Here is a 21,589-nt window from a genome sequence, read left to right on the forward strand (position 1 = left end):
GCCAGGGGCACGGCCAAGGACTGTCTGCCGCATGGCTGTCGCGAGCTGGGCAGATGCGTCGCATCGTCGCCTAAGATGATTCGATGACGACCGAACCGCAACGCGCGCGCCCACCAAGCCAGCCATCTGAACGCATGAGGAGCGAGCCTGCGGAAGTGCGCGTGCTGCGCCGCTTCCGCATTGTCTTCAATGCGGTGAAGACGCACTTCAAGCAGGTGGAGAAGCAGGCAGGGATCGGCGGTGCACAACTCTGGGCGCTGAGCATCATCGGTGCTCAGCCCGGCGTGGGCGTCGGGGCGCTGGCGGAGACGATGGATGTGCACCAGACCACGGCCAGCAATCTGGTCAGGAGCCTGGCCAAGGCCGGGCTCGTCGTCACTGAACGCAAGGGAACGGATCGTCGCGCGGTGCAAGTGCTCATCACGTCGGACGGCTCGCGCGTGCTCGCGCAGGCGCCGGGCCCGTTCTCGGGCGTGTTGCCCGCTGCGATCGCGCAACTCGATGAGCGCACCCTCAAACGTCTGGACCAGGATCTCGGTCGGCTGATCGAACTGCTCAAGGCGGACGAAGCTGCGGCTGCGATTCCCCTGGCGGAACTCTAGCCGGCGCATCGAGGCAGCGCCGGAGCCGAGCCGGCGACGCTGGGGCTGAGCATCGACCTTCAACTCAGCTCTGATGCGGGTAATGTATTTGTGCAAATACAATCTGCAGCCATGCTGCGACCTGCATTGCCCATCTCCGAGCGCGTACGGCGTCCTCTGGCCCTGCGCCTGCGACGGCTTCAGCAAGCGATACGCGAGGTCGAGCCCGAGTTCTGGCGCCAGCTCGGTGCCGAGCTGTCGTCGCTGGGCCCCTGGCTGGACCGCGCCATCGTGCTGGCCTATGCGGTGCTGACCGGACTGGTGGTCGTCGGCTTCACCTACCTGGCCGAGGCCGCCAGCCATGCCTTCGCCGGCCTGCAGCAGGCTGGCGACTACGGCCGCTACCTGCCACTGCTCTGGACCCCGGCGCTGACCGTGGCGCTGCTGTGGTGGACGCGGCGCTTCGCGGCCGGCGCGATGGGCTCGGGCATTCCGCAGGTGGTACGTGCGCTCGACGACGATCTGGATGCCGCTCAGCGCAGCTGGCTGGTCTCGCTGCGCCTGTCGCTGCACAAGATCGGCCTGGTCTCCGGTGGCCTGCTGGCCGGGCTGTCGATAGGTCGCGAGGGGCCGACGGTGCAGGTGGGTGCCGGCGTGATGGGCCATGCGCGCCGCTGGCTGTCGCCGCAGTCGGGCCTGGACGCGCATGACCTGATGGTGGCCGGTGCGGCGGCGGGCATCGCTGCCGCCTTCAACACGCCGCTGGGCGGCGTGATCTTCGCGCTGGAGCAGCTGTCGCGGCGCCGCGGCATCACGCACAGCTCGCTGGTGATCGCCTGCATCGTGCTGGCCGGCTTGGTGGCCGTCTCGGTGTTCGGCAACACCACCTACTTCGGCCGCCTGCGCGTGCAGGAGCAGTCCTGGGCGCTGCTCGGCCCGGGGGTGGCGGTGGCGCTGATCGCCGGCCTGGCCGGCGGTCTGTTCTCGCGCCTGATGATCGTCTGCACCCAGGGCCTGCCCGACCGCTTCAGCCGCTGGCGCCGCGACTTCCCGCTGCGCTTCGCCGCGGCTTGCGGCCTCGCGGTGGCACTGATCGGCCTCGTCACCCAGGGCGCCACCGCCGGCGCCGGCTATGCGCCGACCCGCGCGCTGCTGGAAGGCCAGGCCGAGCTGCCCGGCGTCTACACGCTGCTGAAGTTCTGCGCCACCTGGCTGTCGAGCTGGACCGGCGTGCCGGCCGGCGTGTTCGCGCCCTCGCTGGCGATAGGCGCCGGCATCGGCCACGACGTGGCGCTGCTGCTGGAGCTCGGCAAGGAAGCGGCCATCCCGCTGATCGCGCTGGGCATGGTGGGCTTTCTGTCGGCGACCACGCAGGGGCCGATCACCGCCTTCATCATCGTGATGGAGATGGTCGCCGGCCATGCCATGGTGCTGAGCCTGATGGCCTGCGCGCTGCTGGCCAGCGGTGTGGCGCGGCTGGTGACGCGGCCGATGTACACCGAGCTTGCCGCCCTGCTGCCCGTGCCGCCGCGGCGCGCTGCGGCGGCTGAACAAGGAAAAGACCTATGAGCCCCTGGATCGAACGCTTGCTGAAGCTGCTGGGGCTTTGGCGCCGACGGGCTGCCGAGCCGGTGACTCCGCCGCCGGCGCCGAGCGCGCGCCTCGCTGCCGAGCCCAAGGCCCTGGGCCTGGAGGCCTGCGTCAGCGTCGTCATCCCGGCACTGAACGAGGCCAGGCGCATCGCCGATGTGGTGCGCTATGCGCTGGCCGATCCGGCCACAGCCGAGGTGATCGTGGTGGACGACAGCTCCACCGACGAGACCGTCGAGCAGGCGCGCATGGCCGGCGCCCGCGTGATCACCAGCACCATGCTGGGCAAGGGCGCGTCGATGCACGACGGGCTGGCCGTGGCTCATCAGGAGTTGATCGTCTATCTCGACGGCGACCTCTCCGGCCTGCGGCCCAACATCATCAGCGATCTGTGCCGACCCTTGCTGGCGGGCGAGGCGGACTTCGTCAAGGCGCGCTTCGGCCGCGGCGGCGGGCGCGTCACCGAGCTGACGGCCAAGCCCATGCTCAAGGTCTTTTTCCCCGAACTGGCCGGCTTCGCCCAGCCGCTGGGCGGCATCGTCGCGGCGCGGCGCACGCTGCTGCGCACGCTGAGCTTCGAGAGCGCTTACGGCGTGGACATCGGCCTGCTGATCGACGCCAGCCGCGCGGGTGCCCGGCTGGCCGAGGTCGACATCGGCTCGCTGGAGCACGACAGCCAGCCGCTGCTGGACCTCACCTTCATGGCCAACGAGGTGGCGCGGGTGATCTACTCGCGTGCCCGCCTGGCCGGCCGGCTGCACGTGGACCAGATCATTTCGATGTACGAGACGCAGCGCCAGGCGACGGCGTCAATCGACTACGTGATCAGCCGCCGCCGCGGCCGCCGGCGCCTGCTGCTGCTCGACATGGACGGCACCATCACCCGCGGCCGCTACGCGCTGGAACTGGCCCGCGCCAGCGGCCACGAGGAGGCGCTGCGCGGCCTGCTGGATGGCGCCAACGTTGACGCCAGCACGCGCAGCGCCGCCATCGCCGCGCTGTTCCGCTTCCTGCCTCGCCAGCAGTTCGAGCGCGTCGCGCAGGGCATGGAGATTCGCCCCGGCGTGATCGAGTGGGTCAAGCAGATGCGCCGAGCCGGTTTCATGGTCGGCGTGGTCAGCGACAGCTACTTCGTCGCTGCCGAGCTGATGCGCCGGCGCATCTTCGCCGACTTCGCGCTGGCCCATGTGCTGCAGTTCAATGCCGAGGTCTGCACCGGCGAGCTGCGCATCAACCCCGCCTTCCTGCCGCACGACGCGGCCGGCACGGCCGAGCTGTGCAAGAGCCATGCACTGCAGCGCTTCCGCAGCGGCGAGGGCCAGCCGCCGTTCGAGGAGATCTGGGCGGTGGGCGACAACATCAACGACCTGCGCATGCTGGAGCTGGCCGACCGGGCCTTCGTCATCGAGCCCAAGGCCGGCGCGCTGCTGGCCGTGCCGGGGGTGCAGAGCATCGACTCCTTCGAGGAACTGCTGCCGCTGGTGCCTGCGCCTACCGCGTCGGCCGCAGCCGCGCCAGCCTGAGCCGGCTGCAGGCGCCGGGCTGGCCCTGCGTTCGACCTCAGCCCACGCCGCGCTCGCTCGCCCACACCGCCACCTGCACGCGCGAGCTGAGCTCGAGCTTGCGCAGGATGTGCTGCACATGGATCTTCACCGTGGTCTCGGCGATGCCGAGCTCGCGGGCGATCTCCTTGTTGCTGGCGCCGCGGGCAATGCAGCGCAGGATGTCCTGCTCGCGCGGGCTCAGCGCGGCCAGACTGGCGCCCGGCGCCACCGCCGGCGCGGCACTGGCCGGCGGTGCGGCCTTGGCCGCAGCACGGAAGGCGCTGACCAGCTTGTGCATCATCTCGGCGCTGACCACCGACTCGCCGTCCATCGCGCGACGCAGCGCGGCCGCCAGTTCGGCGCCGTCGATGGTCTTGAGCAGATAACCCTGCGCACCGCCGCGCAGCGCGTCGGCCAGGTCCTGCTCGTCCTCGCTGACGGTGAGCATCAGCACCTGGGCCTGCGGCGCCGCCTCGTGCAGCTGCGGCAGCAGATCCACGCCGCGAACGCCGGGCATGTGGTTGTCGAGCAGGATCACGTCGGGCTGCAGCGCCTGGGCGCGGCGCAGCGCCTCGCCGCCGTCGGCTGCCTCGCCCACCACCGTCAGGCCGGGCTCGTTCGACAGCAGCGCGGTGAGACCGCGGCGGAACAGGTTGTGGTCGTCGACGACGAGGATGCGGATCTCTTCTGCGGCTTCGCTCATGGACAGGATCTTAGGCGGCGGCGTTCTCGGCCGGTCTGGCCGGCGTCTGCGCCTCGCCGGCGCCAGGCGGCAGGGTCAGGCTCACGCAGGTGCCGTGTTCGATGCTGGCATCCACGCGCAGCTCGGCGCCGATGCGCGCGGCGCGTTCGCGCATGATGCGCAGGCCCACATGGGTCTCGTCGATGGCCTGGCTGCCGGGCTCGAAGCCCACGCCGTCGTCGCAGACCTCGAAGCGCCAGCGCGGCGCCTGCTGCACGCGCAGCTCGACGCGGCTGGCCTTGGCATGCTTGCGCACATTGGACAGCGCTTCCTGCACCACATGCAGCACCTGGATCTGCTGGTCGGGGGGCAGCGGCACGCCATGGCCCTGCATCGAGAGCTGCGCCTTCAGGCCGCTTTGCAGCTCGAACTTGGACAGCGTCGTGCGCAGCGCGTGCTCGATGTCCTCGTGGCCGGCGCGGGTGCGGAAGTGCAGCAGCAGCTCGCGCACGTCGGCATAGCTCTCGCGCACGCCGGCATCGATCTCGCCGATCACGCGCTCCAGCTCGTCGGCGCGTTGCCGCTGCACCGCGCCGCGCAGCAGCTGCACCTGGATCTTCAGGAAGGCCAGCGACTGCGCGATCGAGTCGTGCAGCTCCTGCGCCAGCAGGTTGCGCTCTTCGCTGACCGCCATCTCGCGGTCGCGCGCGGCCAGTCGCAGGTTCTCGACCTGCGTGGCCACATGGCCCACCAGCGCGTCGAGCAGCTGGCGCTCGTTGTCGGCCAGTGTGCGCGCGCCGTAGAAGAACAGTTCCACCTCGCCGACCGTGCGCTGCGGCGTGCGCATGGGCACGGCGATCACCGTCTGGTAGCCGGCGGCCTCGCAGTGGCCCAGCGTGCCTGGCTGCAGCGAGCGTATCGGGATCACGCGCGCGCCGGTGCTGGTCTGCAGATGCTCGCCGCAGGCGCAGTCGCCCAGGCGCACGCAGCGCTCGGATTCGGCCATCGCCGACGGCAGCCGCGCCTGGCCCAGCAGCAGCAGGCGTTCGCCATCCTCGGCGGCCAGCCGCACCGCGGCAGCGTCGGCACGGGCGATGCGCAGCAGCTTGCCGGCGAAGTTCTGCGCCAGCGCCTCCATCGAGTCGCCGCCCTCGGTGGCCAGCAGCGCCACGTCGTACAGCGCCGCCAGACGCTCGTTCTGCTCGGCCAGATCCGCGGTCTTCTGCGCCACCTTGAATTCCAGCTCGCCATAGGAGCGCTGCAGCTCGCCGGCCATCTGGTTGAAGCCCTGGGCCAGCACGGCGAACTCGGTCACCGAACCCTGCTCGTCGACCCGAGCGTTGAAGTCCCGCGCGCCCATCTGGGCCAGGCCCTCGCGCAGGCGCTGCAGCGGCTGCAGGATCCACACATAGGTGCCGGAGGCGAACACCACCGAGGCGCCGACCACCAGCACCACCAGGCCGAAGCACAGGCCGCCGAGCAGGGCGGTGCGGGTGGCGATGGTCAGCTCGATCGCGCTGACCAGGCCATCGACGGTGCGTACGAATTCATCGGCCTGGGCGCGCAGGGCCGGCGTGTCGTCGGGCTGCAGCGGTGCCGCCAGCGCCGCACGAAAACGCGGCCACAGTGCAGAGACCTCGGCCAGGCGCTGCTCGCAGGCCTCGGTGCTCGGCACGAACAGCGGCCGCGACGGATCGCCGTCCTGCAGCGCCTGCACCATCGCGTCGAAGCGCTGCAGATCGGCCTGCAGCGGCTCGCCGGCGGCATGGGCCAGCGTCATGCGGTAGCTCATCATGCGCATGCGCCCGGCTTCGTTGATCGCGCCGGCGCCGCCCTCGAGCTGCCAGGACACCCAGACGGTGAAGGCGATCGAGGCCAGCGCGACCACCATGAAGGAGGTCTGGATCAGGGCGAGCTTGCCGGTCAGGCTGCGGAAGAGCTTGGGCATGGCGAAGGCTAACCGGCCTGCCCGCCTGGCTTCCTTGACTCAAGTCAACTGCGACGGTGCGATCAGCGGCGCGCGCCTCCCCACCAGCGCGCCAGCGTCGCCGCATCCGGTGCGCCGCTGACGAATTCGGGTTCGCGGCCCGGCGCCAGCCAGACCACATACGGCACCACACCGCGCCAGCGCGGATCGACCGCATGGCGGATGCGCGCTTCCTCGCCGTCGAAGGCAAAGAGGCGGTCAGCCTGGGCATGCGCCTGCTGGTGGGCGCCATGGCCCGCGTGCGGGCCCAGCTCCTCGGGCGACAGATCGCTCATCACCAGCAGCAGCGGCGCCTCGGCCCGCTGGCGGCGCTTGTCGCCGGCCAGCTGTTTGACGACGCCGGGGCAGACCGCGCACCAGCTGGCGCTGAACACCAGCAGCGCCGGCTTGCGGCTGCGCTCGACCTGCTGGCGCAGTGCCCCCCAGGTCTGCACGTCGAAGGGCTCGACCGATCCGGGCGCCGCGCTGGCCGCAGCGATAGAGAGGGCGCAGAGCAGCGCTGCGCCCAGCCGGCGCATGCTCATTGCGATGAACTCAGAGTTCGACAAGGCGCACTCCCTGTTCATCGTCGCAGCGCCACAGCGCCACCATGCGCTGCAGGCCCTCGTCCTGCACCAGGCGCGCGAAGTCATTCGGGGCGCTGCTGCTGCCCAGTTCGCTCAAGCGCCAGCTGAGTCCTTCGTCCGCCGACAGCCAGGCGCGCCAGCGCGTCAGCTGACCATCGAAGCTGCGCCAGACGATGGCCAGGCGCTGGTCCACCCGGCCGATCGCCGCATGCTCGGCCTTGTCGTCGGGCAGTGGCAAGACCTGACCCCGCGGCCGGCCGTCGGCGTCGAGCCGGCCGTAACGCAGCGCCGCGACGCCGTCGCGCACGCCGAACCAGACGCTGTGCCAGCCGCCGTCACGGGCCGACACGAGACTGCCGCCATGGTGAGGGCAGCCGCTGACCTTCCAGCGGTCCTCACCGGCGCGCACTGCTTGCGCACCGTCGACCAGGCGCGCGAAGCCGGGGTCGCGCTGTTCACCGGGCCAGACATGGCGCCACAGCGCGCCGATCTGGCCGGACGCGTCGCGGGCCAGCGCGATGCGGCAGCACTCGCAGCTGTGGTCGGCCACCTTGATATCGCCGCCGAAGCTGGCGCCTCCATCGCTGGAGACGGCGCGGTAGATCGCCGCGCCGGCGTAGTCGCGCCCGGCCTTCTTCGCGGCCTCGAGGTCGCGCTTGTCTATCCACACCACATGCAGCCGGCCCGCGTCGTCGAAGGCGATGGACTCGAAGCGGTGGGTGATCTCCTGGCGGTCCTGGTGCACCGTCGCGGGGGCCGAGAAGTGCGCGCCGCCGTCGCTGGAGTGCAGCAGGCGGATCTCGCCAGTGAAGGGTTTACTCAGCGGCCGTGTGTAGGCGACGACCACCTGGCCGCTTGGGCCGAAGGCGATCTTGGGATGGTTCTCGCCGTCGGCGCTGGGCAGCTCGCCGCCGATGTCCAGCGGCCGCGGCGCGCTCCAGCTGCGGCCCAGGTCGGCGCTGCGCTGCGTGACCAGCCGGCCCTGGGCATCGAGCATCGCCAACCAGATCGAGCCGTCCGGCGCGATCGCCGCGCCGCTGGCCAGCTGCGGGCGGCGTTGTTTCTTCATTGGCCTATCGCCGCCGCTGCGTGTCGGCGTCTCGGCTGCTGGCGGCTCATGCCCGCCATGCTGGGCCATGGCGACGCGCCATGACGGTGCTAGCGACAAGGCCAGACCGGCGCCGAGCAGGTGGCGGCGCGCCTTGGCGTTTTTTTTGGTCATCTGCATGCTCAGCTTCCCTTCAGTTGCCAGCGCAAGGCGGTGTGGAACACCCGTTGCGGCATCGTGTGCGCCTGCCAGGCATGGTTGTTGTTCAGGTTGTCGATGCCCAGCGTCCATTCCCATTCGGGCGCGAAGCGCCAGCCGACTTTGACGTCGAGCTGATTGACGCGCGAGGTGCCGCCGAAGGTATCGGGGTTCACATCCACATTGGTGTCGGTGTTGTACTGGCGGCCGCTGTAGCGCCAGGCGGCCGAGGCCATCCAGCGCGGCGCCGGGCGCCAGTTGGCCTGCAGCGTGTAGCGCTGCGGCGGGATGCGCAGCCAGCGCTTGCCGACGGTGGCCGGGTTGGCGGCATTGGCCTCGATGCGCGCATCGGTGAAGGTGGCGCTGCCGGCCAGGGACAGCGCCGTCCATGCCGGCAGGTCCCAGTCGCCGGCCAGCTCCAGCCCCTGGCTGAGTACCCGATCGATGTTGTTGACGCGCGTGATGCTGGGCGTGACGGTGCTGTCGGTCTGGCGGACGATGGTGTCCTTCACGTCGTCGCGGAACAGGCTGATGCGCAGCCGGCCCTGCGCCCACTGGCCTTCGGCGCTGAGCTCGACGGCGTCGCCGCGCTCGGGGCGCAGCTTCGGGTCGCTGGTGGTGATGCTGCTGCCGGTCTTGGTGCCGTTGTAGAGCTCGTCCACGTTCGGGAAGCGCCAGCCGCGCCCGGCGCTGGCCTTGAGCAGCCAGGTGTCGGTGGCCGACCAGGCCAGCGCCAGCTTGGGCGAGCTGCCGCTGAGCTCGCGCGTCGGGTAGGCAGTCTGAGCCAGCGGCGGGCCGGCGAAATACTGGCTGCCGTCCCAGGTCTTGAAGCGCTCCTCGCGCAGGCCGGCGGTGAGTAGCCAGTCCTCGGCCAGGCGCACGGCGTCCTGCGCGTAGAGCGCCTCGATGCGCGTGCGGCCCAGATAGTTCTGGTTCAGAGTCTCGGCACCAGCGCGCCAGTCGGCCGCGCTGTGCACGGTGTTGACCAGGCGGTACTCGTTGCGGTGCGCGCCGAAGGTGAGCGTGTGGCGGCCGTCGCCCCAGTCGCCAGCACTCGGCTTGTAGACGGCCTGCGCCTCCAGCGTGGTCCAGCCGGTGCCGTCGCGTCGCGTCACGGTGCCGGCGCCGCCGGCCTCGGCCTGCGGGTCGGCGAGGTTGGCCTGGCGGTTGATGTCGTCGACGATGCGGTACTGCGTGGCCACCAGCGAGGCATTCCAGCCGCGCGCATGCGTGGTCTTCCAGGTCGCGCCGAGCTGGCGGTGCAGCTCGTCGCGCGTGCTCGGCGCGAAGCCGCTGGCCGGCACGCTGAAGGCATAAGTGCCGTCGCTGACGGTGCCGCTCCAGACGCGATTGCCGTTGGCATCGCGCAGCCAGGTCTCGTTGCGCACCGTGCTGTCGCTGCGCCACATCGAGACGCGCGCCTCGATCTGCTGGCTGGCGCCCAGTGCGCTGCCGACGCGCAGGTTCAGCGTGTCCTGGATGCTGTGGTCTATGGTGTTGGCGCCGAACAGCGCACGTTGCCGACCCTGCGGGTCGAGGTCGTAGACGATGCCGGTGACCCGCTTGGCGCTCGCGGTCGGCGTCGCGAAGGCGCCGCTGGTGCTGCCGCGCACCGCGTTCGTGTAGCCCATCGGATGGCCTTCGCTGTCCTGGTGCTGCAGGCCCAGCACCCACCACAGGCCGCTGCTCTCGCTGCGGCCGGCCAGGCGCGCCGAGGCCTGCGTGGCGCCGAAGCGCTCCTTCGTCGCGTACTCGGCGAAGTCCTGCTGCGCATAGCGCAGGCTGGCAGAGGCCTCGAAGCCTTGCGGCTTGCGCTCGGTGAGCATCAGCGTGCTGCCGATGGAGTTGCCGGGCAGCAGCGCGGAGAAGGGGCCGTAGAAGGCGTCGATGCGCTCGATCGCCTCCAGGTTCACCATATTCCAGCGCGGCGCATCGAAGCGGCCGAGGAAGTTGCTGATCAGGTAGCCGTCCAGATAGACCAGCGCGCGGCCGGGCTGCAGCACGCCGTGACTGCGGCCGCCGACATTGGCATTGCGGTCGCCGAGATAGCGCTTGCGGATCGCGGTGGAGGGCAGGGCCGCGGCGGCATCCTCGGCATTGAAGAGGTTCTGTCGCTCGAGCGCCTGCGCGTCGACGCTGGCGCTGCTGCCGGGCTGGCGGGCGTCGATGCCGCTGCTGCGTCCGGCGACGAGCACCTGCTCGAGCTGGTTTTCGGTGGCGACGCCCTGGGATTGCGCGATCAGCGGCAACAGGGTGGCGGACGAGGAGGCGAGCAGCAGGGCCGCAGCACGGGCGAGCGCGTGCGGGCCGCCCGGCGGGAGCGGATTCTTGGTCTTGAAAGACATGTCTATGGAGTGGGTCGAGAGCGTGCGCACCCGTCCCGCAGGCAGGCATGCCTGCGCAGACGCCCGGCCCGGCGCTTCGTGCATGCAGCCATGAATGCATGCATGCGCGTGCGACGCCGTGCCGAGGGCGATGCGAGAGCGGGACGAGATCGGGCCGAGCCGAAGCGCCGCGTCAGGCGCGGCGCCGCTGGCTCAGGCGGTCAAGGGCCGGCTGCCTACGGCCTCAGTGCTTGCCGTGGCCGTGGTTCATCGGCTTGCCGGCCATGCCGGCATCGCTGCTGCCCAGCGCACGTGCAGGCGCGCTGATCTCCATGGTCTGGCGCTTCTTGTCCGCGCCTTCGAAGACCAGGGTCAGCGGCACGTTCGTGCCGGCGGCGACCGGAGCCTTCAGGTCCATCAGCATCACGTGATAGCCGCCCGGCTTGAGCTCGACGCTGCGGCCGGCCGGCAGGTCAAGACCCGGCACCGCGCGCATGCGCATGGTCGAGCCTTCCATGGCCATCTCGTGGATCTCCACCACGCCGGCCACCGGCGAGCGGGCTTCCACCAGGCGCGTGGCCTGGGCCGATTGCAGCTGCATGAAGGCGCCGGTGGCCTTCTGCTGCGGCACGGTGGCGCGCACCCAGGGGTCTTTCACCGTCACCTGAGCCAGGGCGGGCATCGTAATGGCCAAGCCCAGCAGCAGGCTGGTGGCGGTGTGGCGCAGGGTGGGGCGGAACGTGGTGTTCATGGCAAGCGGTCCTTGTGTTCGTTCGTATCTCTGGCGGCGCTGGCTGCGGCGCTGGGCGCGGCGGAGCAGGGCCACATCGTTGGCTGGGGGGGCGAGCGTCGACGCGAAGCGGGCGCGACCTCAGGCCCGATCAGGCCCGATCAGGCTTGATGGCCCGCGGGCGGGCCGCGCGGGCGCGCAGCGTCCCAGTTGTGCTGACCACGCGGGCCAGAGAGATAGAGCCAGGGCAGGGCCTCGGCCGTGGCGAGCGGCAGCTGCAGCGCCGTCGGTGCCGGCGGCAGGCCCAGCGCGGGCTGGTGCAGGCTGCAGTAGGGGCAGTGCTCGAACAGATGCGCAGCGTTGTCGACCGGGGCCTGCCCGGTCCTGCTACTGCCGCTGGTGGTGCTGCAGACCTCGGCCCAGGCGACCGGGTCTGCGGCGCGGACGGCCTGCGACACGGTCGGCACGAGCGCAGCCATCAGCATGGCGGCGATGGCCAGCCAGACCGAGAAGCGACGACGCAGACGCAGGCTTTGCAGCATGCGAACATTCTATGCGGCAAGCCCGGCGCGGTGTCGCCTGTCACCTGCATGACAGGCTGCGGGCGCAAGGCGCACAAAGCGCGGGACATGGGCAGGGACAAAGCCTTTACTGGGCGGTCAGGCCGGCGCTTCTCTATCGCCACCGATTGATACGCATGTGCACAATCCGCTGCAAGGCGGCGTTCGCCGGGATCGCCGCTGCGCGTTCAATCGACAGGCGCATCGACCCCGCAACCCCTCAATCGCACGACGGAGACAGACGATGGCGGCAGTGCCACAGGCAGGCGGTTTTCAACAAGGCGAGAGCTTCGAGCAGGCGCGGCAGGCGCCGGGCTTCTTTGCCTTCCACGGCATCTGGGCACCGGGCGTGCGGCTGTTCCGCCGACTGGGCTTCAATGCCAAGGCCTCGATCATCTCCATCGTCTTCGTGCTGCCGATGCTGGGCCTGCTGCTGTGGCAGCTCTCGCTGCAGTCCAGCGCCGCCGAGAGCGACCGCATGGACGCGACGCGCCAGCATGTGGAGGTGGCCTATGGCGTGCTCGTCTGGGCGCAGGGCGAGGAAGCGGCTGGTCGCCTGAGCCGCGAGCAGGCGCAGGCGCTGGCCCGGCAAGCCATCGCCAAGATGCGCTACGACGAGCGCGAGTATTTCTGGATCAACGACATGCAGCCGCGCATGGTCATGCATCCGATCAAGCCCGAGCTCGACGGCAAGGACGTGGGCGACATGAAGGACCCGAACGGCCTGGCGCTGTTCCGCGCCTTCGTCGACAAGGTGCGCAAGAGCGGCCAGGGCTTCGTCGCCTACCAGTGGCCCAAGCCGGGCAGCGACAAGCCGGTGGACAAGCTGTCCTATGTGAAGGGCTTCGAGCCCTGGGGCTGGGTGATCGGCTCGGGCATCTATGTGGACGATCTGCGCGCGGCCAAGCTTCAGCGCGCCGGCGTCAGCGCGGCCGTCGTCATCGCAGCGCTGCTGATCTCGGCCTACCTGTTCTACTGCTTCTACCGCGTGATCAACGGCGGCCTCGAGGAGACGCGCCGTCATCTGCGCGCGATGACCTCGGGCGACCTGACCACCTCGCCCTCGCCCTGGGGCAGCGACGAGGCGGCCGAGCTGATGATCGACCTGCGCGCGATGCAGGACTCGCTGCGCGGCATGGTGCGCCGGGTGCGCGTCTCCAGCGAGCAGATCCTCGGCTCCAGCACCGAGATCGCCGGCGGCGCGATGGACCTGTCCACGCGCACCGAGCAGGCCGCGGCCAATCTGGAGGAATCCGCGGCGGCGATGACGCAGATCGCCGCCACCGTGCACAAGACCCATGAGCACACCGGCAGCGCCGCCGGCGTGGCCGAGCGCAACGCCTCGGTGGCGATGGACGGTGGCCGCGTGATGCGCGAGATGGTGGACACCATGCAGGCGATCTCGGCCTCGTCGAACCGCATCGCCGACATCATCGGCACCATCGACGGCATCGCGTTCCAGACCAATATCCTCGCGCTGAACGCCGCGGTGGAGGCAGCACGCGCCGGCGAGCAGGGCCGCGGCTTCGCGGTGGTGGCTTCCGAGGTGCGCATGCTGGCGCAGCGCAGTGCCGAGGCAGCCAAGGAGATCAAGACCCTGATCGGCAGCAGCGTCGAGCAGGTGGAAAGCGGCACCGCCATCGTGCAGCGCGCCGGCACGACCATCGAGGAAATCGTTGGCTCCTCGCAGCAGGTCAAGGATCTGCTCGGCGAGATTGCCCGCGGTTCGCGCGAGCAGAGCGAAGGCATTGGCCAGATCGGCCAGTCGGTGCAGGAGCTGGACCAGATGACGCAGCAGAACGCCGCGCTGGTCGAGCAGACCGCTGCCGCGGCGGGCGCGCTGAAGGACCAGGCTCAGGGACTGGCGGCGGAGGTGGCGCGGTTCAAGCTGCCGGCTGCATAGCTGCCCGCACAGCCTCGCGCCTAGCAGCGCGAGGCTGCAGCCGGACCTTGCTACTCGGCCTGCGCCGGCCGCAGGTAGATCACCCAGTACACCAGCGCCACCAGCACGCTGCCGCCGACGATATTGCCGGCGATCACCACGGCGAGATTGCCGGCCATCGCGCCCAGCGTCAGCGGCGCACCCAGCAGCCAGGCGAGCGGGAAGAAGAACATATTGGCGATCGAGTGCTCGAAGCCGGCGGCAACAAAGGCGGTGATCGGGAACACGATGGCCAGCACCTTGTCGACCACGCTGCGGCCGGCCAGCGTCATCCACACCGCCATGCAGACCAGCACATTGCACAGAACGCCGCGGAAGAAGGCCTCGCCCGCGCCGAGCTCGGCCTTGGCCAGCGCGATGCGCTGAATCGTCTCGCCGACCTTGCCGCCGTTCATGCCGGCGGTGCCGGCCAGCCAGACCAGCAGGGCCAGGCCGATCGCGCCGAGCAGATTGGCCGCGCAGACGATCACCCAGTTGCGCAGCAGTTCGGTGGTGCTCACCTTGCCGCTGGCCCAGGCCATCGCGATCAGGTTGTTGCCGGTGAACAGTTCGGCGCCGGCAACGACGACCAGCACCAGCCCGAGCGAGAACACCAGACCGCCGAGCAAGCGCGAGGCGGCGAAGGACAGGCTCGCATCGCTGGCCACCAGGCTGAACATCAGCGCGCCCAGGCCGATGAAGGCGCCGGCCAGCACGCCCAGCAGCGCGACGGTCAGCAGCGGCAGCCGCGCCTTGCGCACGCCCACCTCGCTGACACGCGCGGCGATCTCCTTCGGGGCATAGGCGTCGGATCCGAACAGTTCAGCCATGCGCAGAATCCCTCAAGTCCAGCGGTAGTGTTGTGCCTCGTGCAGGCTCCAGCTGCCGTCGCCCGGCAGGTCCAGTACCTGCTTGTGATACTGCAGCAGGCTCGCGTGGTGGGTCACGCTGATCGGCGTGATCGAGAACTCGGCCAGCTGGCTGTACAGGCGCGCTTCGTTGGCCGCGTCCAGCGCGCTGCTCGCCTCGTCCAGCAGCAGGTAGCGCGGCTTGGCCAGCAGCGCGCGCGCAAAAGCCAGGCGCTGCTGCTCGCCCACCGAGAGCAGCTTGGCCCAGTCCAGCTCCTTGTTCAGGCCGCCGTAGCGCTTGGCCAGGTCAGGCAGGTTGACGCGTTCCAGCCATTCCTGCAGCTCGGCGTCGGAAATATGCCGGTCGCAATGCGGATAGAGCAGCTGCGAGCGCAGGTCGCCCAGCGGCAGATACGGGTGCTGCGGCAGGAAGAGCATGTCCGGCCCCGCGGGGCGCAAGACCTGACCCTGGCCGCTGGTCCACAGCCCGGCCACTGCGCGCAGCAGCGAGCTCTTGCCCGCGCCGCTCGGTCCGGCGATCAACAGGCCATGGCCTGGCTCGACCGCAAGCGAGAGCTCGCGCACCAGCAGGTGCTCGTACTGCGGCGTGTAGACGGTGAGCTTGCGCAGCGCCAGCACCATGTCCGGCCGCACCTCGATCTGCGGGCGCTGCGGATCGTGGCTGGCCAGCACCTGGCCCTGTGCATCCAGCGTGCCGGCGAAGGCATGCAGCCGGTTCACGCCGGCCGAGAAGCGGCTCAGGCTCTCGAAGTGCTCGACGATCACCGTCAGCGCGCTGAGGATGGCGGCGAAGGCGCCGGCCGCCTGCACCGCGCGGCCCACTTCCAGCTCGCCCGACAGCACGTCGTTCGCGATGATGATGCTGGGCAGCACGATGGTCAGGAAGCTGTGCGCGTACTGGAACAGGTTGAGCTTGAACTGCCAGCGCAGCACCTGCTGGTAGTTGGCGTACAGCGCGCCGAAGATGCGCTTGAGCGTGCTGATCTCGCGCTGCTCGCCATCGTGCAGCGCGATCGGCTCGGCATGCTCGCGCACGCGCACGAGGTTGAAGCGGAAGTCCGCTTCGCGCTGCAGCTGCTTGAAGTTCAGCGCGATCAGCTTCTTGCCGAAGGCCCAGCCAGTGAACAGCGTGGCCACGACCGCATAACCGAGCAGGAAGTAGACCAGCGTCTTCGAGATCGCCCACAGCACGCCGGCGAAGGCCACCAGCTGCAGCAGCGCGCCCAGCACCACCATCGAGAAATACAGCGACTGGCTGGTGAAGCTGTTGATGTCCTCGGCGATACGCTGGTCGGGGTTGTCGATCGCATCCGGCGTGTTGAGCCGGTAGTAGGCGCGCTGAGCGAAGTAGCGCTGCAGGAAGTGGTCGGTGAGCCAGCGCCGCCAGCGCAGGCCCAGCGTGTCGCGCACGAAGTAGTACAAGGCGAAGATCGGCACGCCGGCCGCGAGGATCATCGTGTAGCGCTGGATCGACGCCCAGAAGCGATCGGCATCGCGCGCCGCCAGCGCCGAGGTGAATTCGCCGTTCTCGTGGTTGAAGAGCAGGTTGAAGCCGGTCTGGCCCAGCAGCAGCACGATCAGCAGCAGCAGCAGACCCAGCGCGCGCCAGCGTTCGTCGGAAGAGCGCCAGTAGGGCGCGGCGATGGCGAGGAAGCGGCGCCAGAGCTTGGTGTTGAAGCCCAGCGCGACGCCGTTGTGTTCGGGGGCGGTCATGCCGCCATTGTTGCAGGGCGCCTGATCTGGTCAGCGCTGGACGCCGCGCGGCTCGGGCGCTCTGAGCGTGGCCCGCCGCGCCGCAGGGCCATCGTGCGCGCACACCCAATCCAGGAACTCGCGGTACCAGAGCTTGCTGTTGCGCGGCTTGAGCACCCAGTGGTTCTCGTCGGGGAACCACAGCAGGCGCGCCTCGATGCCGCGGGCCTTCAGCGTGTTGTAGTAGGCCAGGCCGTTGCAGTCGGGCACGCGGTAGTCCAGCGCACCGTGGATCACCAGCGTAGGCGTCTGGAATTTCGCTGCCGAGGCGTGCGGGCTCTGCGCCAGCACGCGGTCCGGGTCTTCCCAGTAGCGCGCATGCAGGTCGCGCGGTCGCTCCATGTACGAGTCCGCCGCGAAGGTGGCGAAGCGGTCGAACACGCCGGCATGGCAGACGTAGCTGCGGTAGCGGCCGGGCTGCTTGACGTGGCCGTTCATCCACGCGACCAGGAAGCCGCCGTAGCTGCCGCCGGTGGCGCTGATGCGCTCGCGGTCAGCCCAGGGCTGGCGGCGCAGCCAGTCGGTGGCGGCCTCGATGTCCTGCAGCTCCAGCTCGCCCTGGCGGCCCATGATGCTGTCGCGGAAGGCGAAGCCGAAGCCGCTGGAGCCGTGGTAATTGACCTGCACCACCACATGGCCGCGCGAGGCCAGCACATGCGGGTTCCAGCGGTAGCCGAAGCTATCGCCCGCGGCGGTGTAGGGGCCGCCATGGATGACGTGCATCACCGGGTGCTTGCGCTTGGCGTCGAAGCCCGCGGGGAAGGTCAGCCACAGCTGCACCGGCTCGCCCTGCGCGCCGGTGATGGTGACTTCCTTGACCTCGCCCAGCGCGCGGCGCGCGAGCAGGGCGTCGTTGAACTTGTCCAGCCGCCGCACCGCGCCGTCTTTCGAGCTGCCGCCGGCTGCAGCGAGGCTGCGCGCGAACAGGCGCACCGGATGCGTGGCCGCGTCGGCGGCCAGCACCAGCGTGTCGCCGGCGATGGCGAAGCCCTGCACCCAGCCGCCTTGGTGCAGCGCTGTCGTCGTCGCGCTGGCCAGCTCGTGGCGCCAGAGGTGGCGGCGGCCGCGTTCCTCGGCGGCGAACAGCAGCGCGCGGCCGCCATCGGCCCAGCGCAGCGGCGCATCGACATCGTGATCCCAGCCGCGATCGGTCAGCACACGCCAGCGCGGCTTGCCGGCGCGATCGACGCCTTCGACCACGGCCAGCTCGTACAGCGCCTTGTGGCTGCGGCCGGTCTCGGCGGCGCACAGCGCCAGCGTGCGGCCATCGGGGCTGTAGCAGGGCGCGGCGAATTCCCAGCGCGCGTCGTCGGCCAGCGCGCGCACGCGGCGGGTCTTGAGATCCAGCTCGGCGATGGTCAGGCGGTTGCCCGGCACCTTCACCGGTGCCGGGTCGTGCTGGAAGGCGATGCGCGTGCCGTCGGGGCTGATGTCCCAGCAGCTCGCGGCGCCATCGCTGGCGCGCGGCAGTTCCAGCGCCTTGCCCTCGAAGAGGTCGGTCACACGGCCGCTGGCGAGGTCCAGCATCAGCAGGTGCAGCACGCGGCCTTCGGGCAGATTGCTGTCCCAGTGGCGATAGAAGGCCTCGCTGGTGGCGTAGCCGCTCTCCTTGCGCTCGCTGAAGGCCTTGTAACGCTTGGCCTGTGCGGCCGCGCCCTTCAGTTCCGGCCAGACCCAGGCCGAGAAGACGATGCGCTTGCCATCGGGCATCCACTTGAAGGCCGCGATGCCGGGCGCGAAGCGGCTCGCGCGTTGGGCTTCGCCGCCGTCCGGCGCCATCACATACAGCTGCGCGCTGGCGTCCTTCTCGCCCTGCTGCTCGCGGCGCGCGACGAAGGCGATGCGGTCGCCCTGCGGCGACCAGGCCGGCTGGCCGTCCTTGTCGCCGCAGGCGGTCAGGCGCCTCGGCGCGCCGCTGCGCCCGGCGGTCGGGAACAGCCACAGACTGCTGGCGGACTTGTTGTGCTCCATCGAATAGCTCGTCAGCGCACAGACGGCCTGCCTGCCGTCGGGCGAGAGGCTGGGGTTGCCCAGACGCTCCAGCGACCAGAGGTCGTCGGCGGACAGCGACGGGTGGGTGGTCTTGCTTTTTCTAGGGGTGTTGGGGGCGGCGCTCATGCCCCCAAGTGTCGGTCCGCTGGCTCAGCGGCGTGAATCGGGCAAGCCCGCTGTTGTGCGCTCAGCGTCCGTCGATGCAGCAGGCGAGATCGGCGCATCGCTGCAACTGCCGCCGCTGTCCTCGCAAGCCGATGGCGAGCAGTGCTGCGGCGTGCCGATGAAGAGCCAGCCCAGCGCAATGGCCGCAGGCAGGGCCAGGAACCAGGCCTGGTCTCCGGACCAGGCCTGCCCCAGCAGGCCCACGCCCAGGCCGCCTAGCGTGCAGCCGAGCAGCCAGAGCAGCCGGCGCCTGAAGCCTGCGGGCGGCGCGGCTGGTGCAGCGCAAGGCGGTGTGGTGTGCGAAGGCTCTGGCGTTGACATCTGCAGAAGAGCGGACAGCGGGCTGCTTGGGACGGAAGGCAGGCTCACTATGCCTGAGCCGCGCAGTTCAGCACACCATGCCCGCGACCAGCCGCTGCCGGTGAAGAGCGATGCCCAGCCAGCATTCGTGCGCGCCTCTCGGACTGCGTATGCAGCGCATCCCGCCTTGGGTCTTGCCGAGGCTGCCGTCGTCCAGGCATTCGTCGCGCGCGGCCTTGCCCGGCAGCGCGCGATAGAGGTCGGCCGCGGTGCGGCCGGTGAAGTGCAGGCGCAGCAGCGCATCGCGCGGCTCGCCCGGCGGTGCATCGACCAGCGTGGTCGGGCCGAGCTGGTAATCGCCGCTCAAGGGCTGGGGCGCGGGCGTTGGCGACGACGCCGCAGACACGGGCGCTGCCGGTGCGGCTACGGCCGGTTCGATCGCGCCCCCGAGGCTGGCGAGCAGTGCAAACAGCATCGCCAGCAGCAGCCAGGCCTCCGGGCCTGGCAGCCGTCGCGGGCTTGGGGGTGGCGGGTGCTGCATGATCGTGAGCGAGTTGCCCTTGGCGATGGAAGCAAAGCGCGTCAGTGTGGCGCAGGCAGGTATCGCTGCTGTTTCAGCGGAGGGGGCGGCTGTGTTTCAAGCGTTTCAGCGCCCGATGCCCGACCGTGTGGATGCTGCAGCATGCAGTGCCGGGGATGGCGATGACGCCGGCGTTGCACTCAGCGCAGCCGTTCGCCCGCCGCGCAGGCGGCGATCAGCTTGGCGAGCCGCGTGGCGCGGGTCTCGGCCTTCTTGGCCGAGCAGACCCAGTGCAGCAGGGTCTTGCGCGCGCTGGGTGGATGCGCGTCGTTGAAGAAGGCCCAGGCGCTCTTGTCGCGCTTGAACAGGCGCAGCTCGGTGGCGCTCAGCGCGGCAGGCGGCGGTGGTGATGCCTGCGTCTGTTGCTGCTGCTCGTAGGAGTAGATCGCGGACTTGTGCGCCAGCCGCTGTGCATACGCCGCCTCGCCGGCTGGCGTCATGCGGCCCGCGGCGCGCAGCGCCTCGACCTTGGCGATGTTCACCGCGCTCCAGGTCGAGCCGGGGCGGCGCGGCGTGAAGCGGATGCAGTAGCTCTGCTCATCGATGCTGCGCCGCACGCCGTCGATCCAGCCGAAGCACAGCGCCTCGTCCACCGACTCCGACCACGTCATCGACGGCCGGCCGGTAGCGACCTTGTAGTAGCCGACCAGCAGCTCGGCGGCGGTGGCGGCGTGGCAGTCGAGCCAGGCGCGGAAGGCGGCGGGCGAGGCGAAGAAGGTGGCTGCGGTGGGCATCGTGACGCCGGCCCTAGTTGGACACGGTTGCTGCGGGGTCATTCAAAATATAAGAAGATGCAAATATATTGCCGGGCATCCACCGGATCGCCGGCCTGCCGAGCTTGTGAGCTGAAAGACCATGACGAACATCGTAGCGACGACAGAGACCGCGACCGTACAGCCCGCCCAGACCGAGGCACGACCGCTGGGCCGGCGCGTGCTGGGCCTGCGCGGCCTGGCGCTGTGCCTGGGGCTGGCGCTGGGCGCCACCGCCTGCGGCCAAGCGGGGCCGAATCCCGATGCGGTGAACCTGGAGACGGCGCGTGCCGAGCACGAGGCTGGGCGCGTGCTGCTGATCGATATCCGCGAGCCGCACGAGCACGCCACCGGCGTGGCCGCCGGTGCCAAGCTGCTGCCGATGCGGCAGCTGGGACAGCGCCTGGCCGAGATCCCGAAGGACGGCGCACAGCCGGTGCTGCTGATCTGCAATACGCAGAACCGCTCCAAGGCGACTTTGAAGGCGCTACGCGAGCAGGGCGGCTACAGCCATGTGCGCTATGTCGATGGCGGCATGTCCGAGTGGGCACGGCGCGGTTGGCCGATGGTGGCGCCGGGGCGGTGAGACCATCCTCGACGGCCGGCCGCTGCTGACCTTGTAGTAGCCGACCAGCAGCTCGGGGGCGGTGGCGGCGTGGGTGGCAAAGAACTGCGGAGATGCTGTAGCCGGGCGTCTGTCCGTCTCCTGTCCTGTCACGCTCTTGGGGTGTGACGGCGTCGCTTCTTCTTCGGGAAATCGCGTTCTGGTCGAGTACCTGGGTATGCTTTTGTGAGCGCTTTCGGTGTGGCTGTCATTGCTCATACGCAAGGATCTCTGACAGCGGCGCGAGCTGCAGCAGCTTGCGCTTCGGGTCCCAGTTCAGTGGCCGCCAGCAGAACTGCAAATCGGAATTTGCGGTTTGTGGCGCGATCTTTTGGCCACACTGTGCACCGCGCAGGGCCAGCAGCAGTCGAGCTCGCGCTTTGTGCTCAGCGTCGACCTTGATGCCGAAGTGTCCGCCATCAAAGACCTTCGTCACGAGCGCGCCAGGCCCGTTGCTAGCCCAGACGACAAGTTGGCTGCCTCCCGATCCGCTGAATAGCGATGCTGCGCCGTCGCAGAAATAGGCGCCCTGGTCCAGCGCATAGTCAGGCACGCCGTCGCCATTCAGGTCCATCGACCGAAGAAGCTCAGGCCCACTGGCGGGCTGGCCGCCAACGTCGCGGCAGAGCCGGTCCATCTCGGCGATGGCCTGGGCCACGGTGGCGGGCAAGGCAGGGCGGGGCTGGGCTTTGGAAGGCAGAGACGTCAGCGAGAAGCTTGCAAAAAGGAAACCCAGCGCAAGTGCCCAGGGTCGGCGGGTGAGCGAGGGAAGGCATGACGATGAGTCGTGTGAGCGGTTGTGCGACATGTCTTGGCGGGTGGGTTTGGCGATGGCCTCGCGTCC

Annotated in this window: 19 protein-coding genes; 5 read left to right on the plus strand and 14 right to left on the minus strand. The window is 69.8% G+C overall.

From position 1 onward, the window contains the following. The first annotated feature begins 83 nt into the window (after positions 1-83). The 3 genes from AC2EBS_RS00185 (at position 84) to AC2EBS_RS00195 (ending at position 3,694) form a co-directional block, all read left to right on the plus strand. Positions 84-602, plus strand: a complete 519-nt coding sequence (locus AC2EBS_RS00185; RefSeq protein WP_484726369.1) for a MarR family winged helix-turn-helix transcriptional regulator — start codon at positions 84-86, stop codon at positions 600-602. A gap of 111 nt (positions 603-713) precedes the next feature. Further along, positions 714-2,150 carry a chloride channel protein gene (locus AC2EBS_RS00190; RefSeq protein WP_484726370.1) on the plus strand — a complete coding sequence of 479 codons (1,437 nt, stop codon included), beginning with the start codon at positions 714-716 and terminating at the stop codon, positions 2,148-2,150. After that, positions 2,147-3,694: a glycosyltransferase gene (locus AC2EBS_RS00195; protein ID WP_484726371.1), complete on the plus strand. Its 1,548-nt coding sequence runs from the start codon at positions 2,147-2,149 to the stop codon at positions 3,692-3,694. Before AC2EBS_RS00190 ends, AC2EBS_RS00195 begins: the two co-directional genes overlap by 4 nt. Before the next feature lie 37 nt (positions 3,695-3,731). Here the strand turns inward: AC2EBS_RS00195 and AC2EBS_RS00200 are convergent, their stop codons facing one another. The 7 genes from AC2EBS_RS00200 to AC2EBS_RS00230 form a co-directional block, all read right to left on the minus strand. Then, on the minus strand, positions 3,732-4,418 hold the full coding sequence (locus tag AC2EBS_RS00200) for a response regulator (RefSeq protein WP_484726372.1): 687 nt from the start codon (positions 4,416-4,418) through the stop codon (positions 3,732-3,734). A 10-nt stretch (positions 4,419-4,428) separates the two neighbouring features. Then, positions 4,429-6,345, minus strand: a complete 1,917-nt coding sequence (locus AC2EBS_RS00205; protein ID WP_484726373.1) for a type IV pili methyl-accepting chemotaxis transducer N-terminal domain-containing protein — start codon at positions 6,343-6,345, stop codon at positions 4,429-4,431. A 62-nt stretch (positions 6,346-6,407) separates the two neighbouring features. Beyond that, entirely contained in the window at positions 6,408-6,908 is a 501-nt protein-coding gene (locus tag AC2EBS_RS00210; RefSeq protein WP_484726374.1) for a hypothetical protein, read from the minus strand. A gap of 10 nt (positions 6,909-6,918) precedes the next feature. Further along, complete coding sequence (locus tag AC2EBS_RS00215) at positions 6,919-8,178, minus strand: hypothetical protein (RefSeq protein WP_484726375.1); 1,260 nt, start codon at positions 8,176-8,178, stop codon at positions 6,919-6,921. Positions 8,179-8,180: 2 nt separating this feature from the next. Continuing rightward, complete coding sequence (locus AC2EBS_RS00220; protein ID WP_484726376.1) at positions 8,181-10,541, minus strand: TonB-dependent receptor; 2,361 nt, start codon at positions 10,539-10,541, stop codon at positions 8,181-8,183. Between the two features lie 223 nt (positions 10,542-10,764). After that, positions 10,765-11,271 carry a copper chaperone PCu(A)C gene (locus AC2EBS_RS00225; protein ID WP_484726377.1) on the minus strand — a complete coding sequence of 169 codons (507 nt, stop codon included), beginning with the start codon at positions 11,269-11,271 and terminating at the stop codon, positions 10,765-10,767. A gap of 140 nt (positions 11,272-11,411) precedes the next feature. Continuing rightward, the gene (locus tag AC2EBS_RS00230; protein ID WP_484726378.1) at positions 11,412-11,792 is read right to left on the minus strand and encodes a DUF2946 domain-containing protein; all 381 of its coding nucleotides are present in this window, start codon (positions 11,790-11,792) and stop codon (positions 11,412-11,414) included. Between the two features lie 262 nt (positions 11,793-12,054). Between AC2EBS_RS00230 and AC2EBS_RS00235 the strand changes: the two genes are divergently transcribed. After that, positions 12,055-13,713 (plus strand): methyl-accepting chemotaxis protein, encoded by a 1,659-nt coding sequence (locus tag AC2EBS_RS00235; RefSeq protein ID WP_484726379.1) that lies wholly within the window; start codon positions 12,055-12,057, stop codon positions 13,711-13,713. A 50-nt stretch (positions 13,714-13,763) separates the two neighbouring features. Here the strand turns inward: AC2EBS_RS00235 and AC2EBS_RS00240 are convergent, their stop codons facing one another. From AC2EBS_RS00240 to AC2EBS_RS00265, 6 genes are all read right to left on the minus strand, one after another. After that, entirely contained in the window at positions 13,764-14,561 is a 798-nt protein-coding gene (locus tag AC2EBS_RS00240) for a formate/nitrite transporter family protein (protein WP_484726380.1), read from the minus strand. 12 nt (positions 14,562-14,573) lie between these two features. After that, positions 14,574-16,313, minus strand: a complete 1,740-nt coding sequence (locus AC2EBS_RS00245) for an ABC transporter ATP-binding protein/permease (protein WP_484726381.1) — start codon at positions 16,311-16,313, stop codon at positions 14,574-14,576. Positions 16,314-16,343: 30 nt separating this feature from the next. Then, positions 16,344-18,470: a dipeptidyl-peptidase 5 gene (locus AC2EBS_RS00250; RefSeq protein WP_484726382.1), complete on the minus strand. Its 2,127-nt coding sequence runs from the start codon at positions 18,468-18,470 to the stop codon at positions 16,344-16,346. Positions 18,471-18,494: 24 nt separating this feature from the next. Then, positions 18,495-18,830, minus strand: a complete 336-nt coding sequence (locus tag AC2EBS_RS00255) for a hypothetical protein (RefSeq protein ID WP_484726383.1) — start codon at positions 18,828-18,830, stop codon at positions 18,495-18,497. A gap of 67 nt (positions 18,831-18,897) precedes the next feature. Further along, positions 18,898-19,176 (minus strand): hypothetical protein, encoded by a 279-nt coding sequence (locus AC2EBS_RS00260; RefSeq protein WP_484726384.1) that lies wholly within the window; start codon positions 19,174-19,176, stop codon positions 18,898-18,900. 353 nt (positions 19,177-19,529) lie between these two features. Further along, on the minus strand, positions 19,530-20,123 hold the full coding sequence (locus AC2EBS_RS00265) for a YdeI/OmpD-associated family protein (protein ID WP_484726385.1): 594 nt from the start codon (positions 20,121-20,123) through the stop codon (positions 19,530-19,532). 121 nt (positions 20,124-20,244) lie between these two features. On the opposite strand from AC2EBS_RS00265, the gene AC2EBS_RS00270 reads away from it, so the two are divergent. Next, complete coding sequence (locus tag AC2EBS_RS00270) at positions 20,245-20,727, plus strand: rhodanese-like domain-containing protein (RefSeq protein ID WP_484726386.1); 483 nt, start codon at positions 20,245-20,247, stop codon at positions 20,725-20,727. 226 nt (positions 20,728-20,953) lie between these two features. Here AC2EBS_RS00270 and AC2EBS_RS00275 read toward each other — a convergent pair whose 3' ends face one another. Next, entirely contained in the window at positions 20,954-21,415 is a 462-nt protein-coding gene (locus AC2EBS_RS00275; protein ID WP_484726387.1) for a hypothetical protein, read from the minus strand. Positions 21,416-21,589 lie beyond the last annotated feature (174 nt).

Source organism: Roseateles sp. T103 (assembly GCF_057219915.1).

Bases quoted from the DNA above. Each gene is read 5' to 3' on its own strand.
- AC2EBS_RS00215 (WP_484726375.1), bottom strand. From the start codon at position 8,178: ATGCAGATGACCAAAAAAAACGCCAAGGCGCGCCGCCACCTGCTCGGC.
- AC2EBS_RS00270 (WP_484726386.1), top strand. From the start codon at position 20,245: ATGACGAACATCGTAGCGACGACAGAGACCGCGACCGTACAGCCCGCC.
- AC2EBS_RS00210 (WP_484726374.1), bottom strand. From the start codon at position 6,908: ATGAGCATGCGCCGGCTGGGCGCAGCGCTGCTCTGCGCCCTCTCTATC.
- AC2EBS_RS00190 (WP_484726370.1), top strand. From the start codon at position 714: ATGCTGCGACCTGCATTGCCCATCTCCGAGCGCGTACGGCGTCCTCTG.
- AC2EBS_RS00195 (WP_484726371.1), top strand. From the start codon at position 2,147: ATGAGCCCCTGGATCGAACGCTTGCTGAAGCTGCTGGGGCTTTGGCGC.
- AC2EBS_RS00255 (WP_484726383.1), bottom strand. From the start codon at position 18,830: ATGTCAACGCCAGAGCCTTCGCACACCACACCGCCTTGCGCTGCACCA.
- AC2EBS_RS00230 (WP_484726378.1), bottom strand. From the start codon at position 11,792: ATGCTGCAAAGCCTGCGTCTGCGTCGTCGCTTCTCGGTCTGGCTGGCC.
- AC2EBS_RS00220 (WP_484726376.1), bottom strand. From the start codon at position 10,541: ATGTCTTTCAAGACCAAGAATCCGCTCCCGCCGGGCGGCCCGCACGCG.
- AC2EBS_RS00245 (WP_484726381.1), bottom strand. From the start codon at position 16,313: ATGACCGCCCCCGAACACAACGGCGTCGCGCTGGGCTTCAACACCAAG.
- AC2EBS_RS00200 (WP_484726372.1), bottom strand. From the start codon at position 4,418: ATGAGCGAAGCCGCAGAAGAGATCCGCATCCTCGTCGTCGACGACCAC.
- AC2EBS_RS00225 (WP_484726377.1), bottom strand. From the start codon at position 11,271: ATGAACACCACGTTCCGCCCCACCCTGCGCCACACCGCCACCAGCCTG.
- AC2EBS_RS00205 (WP_484726373.1), bottom strand. From the start codon at position 6,345: ATGCCCAAGCTCTTCCGCAGCCTGACCGGCAAGCTCGCCCTGATCCAG.
- AC2EBS_RS00185 (WP_484726369.1), top strand. From the start codon at position 84: ATGACGACCGAACCGCAACGCGCGCGCCCACCAAGCCAGCCATCTGAA.
- AC2EBS_RS00265 (WP_484726385.1), bottom strand. From the start codon at position 20,123: ATGCCCACCGCAGCCACCTTCTTCGCCTCGCCCGCCGCCTTCCGCGCC.
- AC2EBS_RS00250 (WP_484726382.1), bottom strand. From the start codon at position 18,470: ATGAGCGCCGCCCCCAACACCCCTAGAAAAAGCAAGACCACCCACCCG.
- AC2EBS_RS00240 (WP_484726380.1), bottom strand. From the start codon at position 14,561: ATGGCTGAACTGTTCGGATCCGACGCCTATGCCCCGAAGGAGATCGCC.
- AC2EBS_RS00235 (WP_484726379.1), top strand. From the start codon at position 12,055: ATGGCGGCAGTGCCACAGGCAGGCGGTTTTCAACAAGGCGAGAGCTTC.